Origin of the sequence: Streptococcus sp. DD04, from assembly GCF_001578725.1 — a bacterium.
GTDB lineage: Bacteria > Bacillota > Bacilli > Lactobacillales > Streptococcaceae > Streptococcus > Streptococcus sinensis.
This window is the reverse complement of record NZ_KQ968976.1, coordinates 311,684-319,179: the sequence shown is the minus strand read 5'-3', so window position 1 is coordinate 319,179 and position 7,496 is coordinate 311,684. Positions and strand designations below refer to the sequence as shown.

Here is a 7,496-nt window from a genome sequence, read left to right as displayed (position 1 = left end):
TCTATTGTAACGCTACAATCCAGACACATACTACAGAAGAAAAGTTCTTGACAATCAATCAAAGGTATGGTATGATTAAAAAGATTTTGGACTTGAAGGGAGTGAAAAAAAATGTCAAAAACAGTAGTACGCAAGAATGAATCTCTTGACGACGCGCTTCGTCGTTTCAAACGTGCGGTTACTAAAGCTGGTACTCTTCAAGAAACACGCAAACGTGAATTCTATGAAAAACCTTCTGTAAAACGCAAACGCAAATCAGAAGCAGCTCGTAAACGTAAAAAATTCTAATTAGTAGAATGGGGAAACAGTCAGTTTGGCTGTTTTTTTCTTCTCTGAAAATAAGAAATAAAAAAAACACTGATGATTCATCAGTGCCTTTCCTTGAAGGTTAGTTTTGCTTTTCAAGCAAAGCTTTGATGTCTTGTAGGACTTCCAATTCAGTTGGTCCAGCTGGCTCTTCCTCAGCAGCTTCTTCGTTCTTCTTAGCAAGGTTTTGTGCTTTTTCAGCAGTCTTGACGATAAAGAAGAGGACAGTACCGATTACCAAGAAGTTGATTACTGCGCTTAAGAAGCTTCCGTAAGCAATTCCGTTCCATTTTAAACCAGCGATTTGGTCCACGCCAGCAGCTTTCAAAGCTGGATTGAGGAACAAAGGAGTGATAACATCCTGAATCAGTGAAGTGACGATTGCTCCAAAAGCATTGGCGATGATAACACCGACTGCCAAGTCAATCACGTTACCGCGAAGCAAAAATTCTTTCAAATCCTTTAACATTTCTTTTTCCTTTCAAAAAATGAGTTACTATTTGAGATTTTATTATAGCTCAAATAAATGATTCTTTCAAGCCATTTGTCTATCAAATATTTTACATTTGCCTCATTTTATTATAAAATATAGAGTGATATTCTATGATAAATTGGAGGTATTGTCTATTGGATAAAGAAACCATTTCTGAAATAAAAAATAGTGTCAATATCGTCGATGTCATAGGAGAAACAGTAGCCTTGACCAAGGCTGGGAGAAATTTTCTGGGACTTTGTCCTTTTCATGGTGAAAAAACGCCTTCCTTTAATGTTGTAGAGGACAAACAGTTTTACCATTGTTTCGGATGTGGTAAGTCAGGAGATGTTTTTAAATTTATCGAGGACTACCGAGGCGTTTCCTTTATGGAGGCTGTTCAGCTTGTAGCAGAGCGGGGAGGAATTTCCTTGGCTGTAGAGACAGCGGGCAAGGAGCGACCGAGACAGGCTCATCCGTATCAGGCTCTCTACGATATTCATACCGAGGCGGCTAAGTTTTATCATGCTGTTCTAATGACGACCAAGATGGGAGAAGAAGCGCGAGCCTATCTCTACCAGCGCGGGCTGACGGATGAGGTTATTAAGCATTTTCAAATCGGTCTAGCTCCCAATGAAGGTAATTACCTTCACAAGAGTATGGCTGGTAAGTTTGATGAGCATACCATTATGAACTCAGGTCTCTTCAATCTGGCAGAGAACAATTTGGTCTATGATGCTTTTCAGAACCGGATTATGTTTCCTCTGACCAATGAGAGCGGCCAGATCGTGGCCTTTTCTGGTCGGATTTGGCAGGAGACGGCTTCAGATGGTCATCAGGCCAAGTATAAGAACAGTCGTAGTACCGCTATTTTCAATAAGAGTTACGAGCTTTATCATCTGGATAAGGCCAAGCCGGTGATTAAGAAGAGCCACGAAGTTTATCTGATGGAGGGCTTCATGGATGTGATCGCGGCTTACCGGGCTGGAATTGAAAATGCAGTAGCTTCGATGGGGACGGCTCTAACACCTGAGCATGTCCAGCATCTGCGTAAGTATTGTAAGAAAATTATTCTGACTTATGATGGAGACAGGGCTGGTCAAGCTGCGACAGCCAAGGCTTTAGAGGAGCTGCGGGATATGACGGTGGAAATCGTCTCTCTTCCTGACAATATGGATCCAGATGAATTTATTGCCAAAAATTCTGCTGCGGAATTACAAAATTATCTGACCAAAACGCGAATTAGTAATGTGGAGTTTCTTCTACGTTATCTTAAACCGGATAATATCGAAAACCTGCAGGCCCAGATTGAGTTTGTGGAGCAGATGGCACCTATCATCGCTCAGACACGATCCATTACAGCTCAGAACTCTTATATTTATATGTTAGCTGAGCTATTGCCAGATTTTGATTATCAGCAGGTGGAGCAGACGGTCAATAATAGCCGCTTGGCCGAGCGAAACGGTCGGAGCCAGCAGCAGTCAGGATCAACGGGACGACCTCTAGTTGTTGATATACCAGTATCCAAGCAGCTATCACGGCTAATGAAGGCAGAAATCCATATTCTTTATCGTATGGTACATAATCCGCTGGTTTTAAACAGCTATCGGCTGCGTGCAGATTTTACCTTTGATACGGTAGAACTGCAAGAGCTTTATGAGCTTTTACTGGCCAATGGTGAAGTAACTTCGCAGGATTTATCCAGCTTACCAGAAAGAGTCCAGCAACTTTGGTATCGAATGTTGGAGGAAGATTTGCCAGAGGAGATGGAAGATGGAGAATTGGCAGAAGTTGAGCTGACTAGGGAACGCGAATTGCTTCGAAAGAATAATCAGCTGATCAGCAAAAAGGTTCGAGAAGCTTTGCATACTGGAGATGACGATGCCGCTATATTAGAGGTGGAGCGCTTTATCGCACAAAAAAGAAGAATGGAGTAGGTATGGCTACAAAACAAAAAGAAGTAACAACATTAGACGTTCAAATTGCAGAATTCATCCGCAATCACAAGCAAATGGGTGCAGCAACGGATGATGAAATAAACGACAAACTGGTCATCCCCTTCGCCTTGGACGCTGATGGGATTGAGGATTTGCTGCAGCGTATTCAGGATGCGGGCATTTCTATCACGGATAAGGAAGGAAATCCTAGCGCGCGTGTCTTGAATACTGAAGAGGAAGAGGCAGAGCTGACGGATGAAGAGCTCCTAGGGAGCAATTCAGCCAAGGTCAATGACCCAGTTCGCATGTATCTGAAGGAAATCGGAGTTGTGCCGCTTCTCAGCAATGAAGAAGAGCAGGAGTTGGCGATCTTGGTAGAACAGGGAGACTTGGAAGCCAAGCAGCGTCTGGCTGAGGCCAATCTTCGTCTGGTTGTTTCCATTGCTAAGCGCTATGTTGGCCGTGGTATGCAGTTCCTTGACTTGATTCAAGAAGGAAATATGGGACTGATGAAGGCCGTTGATAAGTTTGATTACACCAAAGGATTTAAGTTTTCAACTTATGCAACATGGTGGATTCGTCAGGCGATTACTCGTGCGATTGCCGACCAAGCTCGGACTATTCGGATTCCGGTCCATATGGTGGAAACCATCAACAAGCTAGTTCGCGAGCAACGCAATCTCTTGCAGGAATTGGGTCAAGATCCAACGCCGGAGCAGATTGCTGAGCGTATGGATATGACGCCTGACAAGGTTCGTGAGATTCTCAAGATTGCCCAAGAGCCAGTTTCCTTGGAAACGCCTATCGGTGAGGAAGATGACAGCCATCTGGGTGACTTTATCGAAGACGAAGTGATTGAAAATCCAGTTGACTACACAACCCGTGTCGTTCTCCGCGAGCAGTTGGATGAAGTCCTAGATACGCTGACAGACCGCGAGGAAAATGTCTTGCGTTTGCGCTTTGGTCTGGATGATGGAAAAATGCGGACACTGGAAGATGTCGGTAAGGTCTTTAATGTCACCCGTGAACGGATTCGTCAGATTGAAGCAAAAGCCCTGCGTAAACTCCGCCATCCAAGCCGCAGCAAACCACTCAGAGATTTTATTGAAGATTAAGAAACGGAGAGAGGCGAGAGGGCAAAAATGTTTTGATAGGAAGCGTCGGTTTGGCAAATTCTGTTTAAAAATTGGAAAACCTCAAGCTAGCTTGCTATTTCTGCCATATCTATAAGGAGGGTATTGCATGTCAGAAAAAAATTATACATCCCAAGAAATAGAGGGAATCAAAACCCGTATTTTAGAAAGTTTGGAGCAGGTTATTGACCCTGAGCTTGGGATTGATATTGTCAATCTGGGACTGATTTATGAAATTCGCTTTGATGGGGCCACTGGTGAGACAGAAATTGACATGACTCTGACGACCATGGGTTGCCCGCTGGCGGATCTCTTGACCGACCAAATCTATGATGCCATGACAGATGTCCCTGAAGTGACCAAGACAGATGTCAAGCTGGTCTGGTATCCTGCTTGGACAGTAGAAAAGATGAGCCGCTATGCCCGCATTGCCTTGGGGATTAAATGAGTAAAGGAACCTGCTTTGATGCAGGTTTTTCTTGCTTGATAATGGAATTTCCCTTGCCAAAGTTAGTAAAATCTGGTAGAATGAAACGTAACTGAATAGCAATCCGCAAGACCAGTAACCTAGGGGAAGTTTAACAGGGAGGGGAGCCAGCGACTGAAAGCTCTCTAGATGAAAGCTAGGCGAATTCACTTGCTTTAGGATTGATAAGTAAGGTCTGGCTTGCCAGATAAAAAACGGATGGTACCGCGTGTCAACGCTCCGCTTATGGAGATTGGCGCGCTTTTTATTTTGGAGGGAAAATGACAAGAACGATTGAAGAACAACTGAAAAGTCTGCGTGAAGAGACTCTAGCTTCTCTGAAGCAGCTCAAGGCTGACAATCAAAAAGAACTGCAGGACTTACGTGTAGCTGTCTTGGGGAAAAAAGGTTCTCTGACCGAAGTCCTAAAAGGTATGAAAGATATCTCGGCTGAAATGCGGCCGATTATCGGAAAGCACGTCAATGAAGCGCGTGATATTCTGACAGCGGCTTTTGAAAAGACAGCTCAAGAGATGGAAGAGCAATTGGTGGCTTTGAAACTGGCTGAGGAATCCTTGGATGTGACCCTGCCAGGCCGTCAAATTCCGGTAGGGAACCGTCATATTCTTAGCCAAACTAGTGAAGAAATTGAAGATATCTTCATCGGAATGGGCTATCAGGTCGTTGACGGATTTGAAGTGGAGAAGGATTATTACAACTTTGAGCGGATGAATCTGCCTAAGGATCACCCGGCACGGGATATGCAGGACACTTTCTACATTACAGAGGAGATTCTGCTCAGAACCCACACCAGTCCGGTACAGGCGCGAGCTATGGACGCTCATGACTTTTCTAAAGGGCCACTCAAGATGATCTCACCAGGGCGCGTCTTCCGTCGGGATACTGATGATGCGACCCACTCGCACCAGTTCCATCAGATTGAAGGCTTGGTGGTAGGTGAAAATATTTCCATGGCCAACCTGCAAGGAACGCTGCAGCTGATTGTCCAGAAGATGTTCGGCCAAGACCGCAGCATCCGCCTTCGTCCATCTTACTTCCCGTTCACAGAGCCGTCTGTTGAAGTGGATGTTTCCTGCTTTAAGTGTGGTGGTGCCGGCTGTAATGTCTGTAAGAAGACAGGCTGGATTGAGATTATGGGAGCTGGTATGGTGCATCCGCGCGTGTTGGAAATGAGCGGCATTGATGCGGAGAAATATTCTGGATTTGCCTTTGGTCTTGGTCAAGAGCGGGTAGCTATGCTCCGCTACGGTATCAACGACATTCGTGGATTCTACCAAGGAGATATTCGTTTTTCTCAGCAGTTTAAGTAGAAACCTGTATTCATAGATGCAGCTTTTCTGAGAAAGGAGTGCAGTATGCTAGTCAGAGTCAAGAAAGAAGAAGCGAGCATCCTGCGAGAGTTGGAAGTCGCAACCTATCAAGAAACCTTTGGTCCATTTATCAAGGAAGCTGACATGGCTCATTATTTTGACAATGAGCTGTCGCTTGCGACTATCAAAAAGGAACTGGCAGATCCTGAGTCAGAGACCTATTTTGTTGTCAAAGATGGTGAAATTGCTGGTTTTCTCAAGTTTAACTGGGGACAGGCTCAAACGGAGCAAGAACTGCCTCAGGCCTTTGAGGTTCAGCGAATCTATGTCTTGAAAGCCTATCATGGTCAAGGCTTTGGCAAGGAGATGTTTGAATTTGCCTTAGAAGAAGCCGAGAAACGAGGCTTTGACTGGGTCTGGCTGGGCGTCTGGGAAAAGAATTTTAGAGCTCAAGAATTTTACTTCAAATACGGCTTTGAAAAATTCAGCCAGCACGACTATGTCACTGGTGAAACAGTAGACACAGACTGGCTGCTGCGCAAGAAATTGAAATAACAAGAAAATTTAAAGAGAGGAAATGATACGACCTAAAAGCTTTAAATTTAGATGATTTGTTTCTGAAATCAGGATTTCAGACAAATCCCTAAAATTTGGTCGGTCAAGTTTCCCAGCGATAGAATAGAGAAAGGAATTGAACCCGGGCTAAAAACTCGGAAAAAAGATAGATTTGCGATCATTCGTCGAATGCTTAGCAAATCTCCTATTTTTCAGTCGTTTTTGACGCCCTTGGTATCCTTTGTAGTAATGGCACAGCACAAGTGCAGAAAATTTAAAGAGAGGAAATGAATACGACCTAAAAGCTCGAAATTTAGATGATTTGTCTCTGAAATCAGGATTTCAGACAAATCCCTAAAATTTGGTCGCTTTTACCAATTGCCAAGGCAATTGGCTGGTCTTAATATCTTAAATATGCTAGTAAGTTATAAGTGGTTAAATGAGTTAGTAGACATTGATGTGGCGAGCGCTGAGCTGGCTGAGAAAATGTCAACGACAGGAATTGAAGTGGAAGGTGTGACATCACCAGCTGATGGCCTGTCAAAAATTGTTGTTGGTGAGGTGGTATCGTGTGAGGATGTTCCTGATACTCACCTGCATGTTTGTCAAGTCAATGTCGGAGAAGAGGAGAACCGTCAGATTGTCTGTGGTGCTCCAAATATTCGCGCAGGCATCAAGGTCATGGTGGCTCTGCCGGGTGCTCGCATTGCGGACAATTATAAGATTAAAAAAGGAAAAATCCGCGGTCTTGAGTCGCTGGGCATGATCTGCTCTCTTGGTGAACTGGGTATTTCTGATTCTGTCGTGCCAAAGGAATTTGCGGATGGCATTCAAATCCTGCCTGAAGAAGCAGTGCCGGGTGAGGAAGTCTTCTCTTATCTAGACTTGGACGATGAGATTATCGAGCTTTCTATCACGCCAAACCGGGCAGATGCTCTGTCTATGCGTGGGGTGGCTCATGAAGTGGCTGCGATTTATGACAAGTCAGTGCATTTCAAAGATTTTCCGCTGGTGGAGGATGAAAAGCAAGCAGCTGACAGTCTTTCAGTGGCCCTTGAGACAGAGAAAGCCCCTTATTACGCAGCTCGTATCTTGGAAAATGTCACCATCGCCCCAAGTCCTCAGTGGCTGCAAAATCTCCTCATGAACGAAGGAATCCGTCCGATTAACAATGTAGTGGACGTGACCAACTACATCCTGCTCTACTTTGGTCAGCCTATGCATGCCTTTGATTTGGATACTTTTGAGGGGGACCAGATTGTCGTGCGGGAAGCGCGTGCTGGTGAAAAACTGGTG

The 7,496-nt window shown here is 44.5% G+C and carries 8 protein-coding genes; 7 read left to right on the top strand and 1 reads right to left on the bottom strand.

The annotated features are described in order from the left end of the window. The first annotated feature begins 111 nt into the window (after positions 1 to 111). Complete coding sequence (gene rpsU / locus STRDD04_RS01525) at positions 112 to 288, top strand: 30S ribosomal protein S21 (protein ID WP_000048054.1); 177 nt, start codon at positions 112 to 114, stop codon at positions 286 to 288. A gap of 100 nt (positions 289 to 388) precedes the next feature. Here the strand turns inward: rpsU and mscL are convergent, their stop codons facing one another. Continuing rightward, on the bottom strand, positions 389 to 775 hold the full coding sequence (mscL, locus tag STRDD04_RS01520; RefSeq protein ID WP_062198732.1) for a large conductance mechanosensitive channel protein MscL: 387 nt from the start codon (positions 773 to 775) through the stop codon (positions 389 to 391). A 134-nt stretch (positions 776 to 909) separates the two neighbouring features. Between mscL and dnaG the strand changes: the two genes are divergently transcribed. From dnaG to ytpR, 6 genes are all read left to right on the top strand, one after another. Next, a complete protein-coding gene (gene dnaG, locus STRDD04_RS01515) occupies positions 910 to 2,715 on the top strand; it encodes a DNA primase (RefSeq protein ID WP_062198730.1) in 1,806 nt (601 codons plus the stop codon). A gap of 2 nt (positions 2,716 to 2,717) precedes the next feature. Then, the gene (gene rpoD, locus STRDD04_RS01510) at positions 2,718 to 3,830 is read left to right on the top strand and encodes an RNA polymerase sigma factor RpoD (RefSeq protein ID WP_062198728.1); all 1,113 of its coding nucleotides are present in this window, start codon (positions 2,718 to 2,720) and stop codon (positions 3,828 to 3,830) included. A gap of 127 nt (positions 3,831 to 3,957) precedes the next feature. Next, a complete protein-coding gene (locus STRDD04_RS01505; RefSeq protein ID WP_062198726.1) occupies positions 3,958 to 4,296 on the top strand; it encodes a metal-sulfur cluster assembly factor in 339 nt (112 codons plus the stop codon). A gap of 299 nt (positions 4,297 to 4,595) precedes the next feature. Beyond that, a complete protein-coding gene (pheS, locus tag STRDD04_RS01500) occupies positions 4,596 to 5,645 on the top strand; it encodes a phenylalanine--tRNA ligase subunit alpha (RefSeq protein WP_062198723.1) in 1,050 nt (349 codons plus the stop codon). Positions 5,646 to 5,690: 45 nt separating this feature from the next. After that, positions 5,691 to 6,200, top strand: a complete 510-nt coding sequence (locus tag STRDD04_RS01495; protein WP_062198721.1) for a GNAT family N-acetyltransferase — start codon at positions 5,691 to 5,693, stop codon at positions 6,198 to 6,200. A 390-nt stretch (positions 6,201 to 6,590) separates the two neighbouring features. Beyond that, a partial coding sequence (gene ytpR, locus STRDD04_RS11300; RefSeq protein WP_443031285.1) for a YtpR family tRNA-binding protein occupies positions 6,591 to 7,496 on the top strand: 906 nt, incomplete at its 3' end.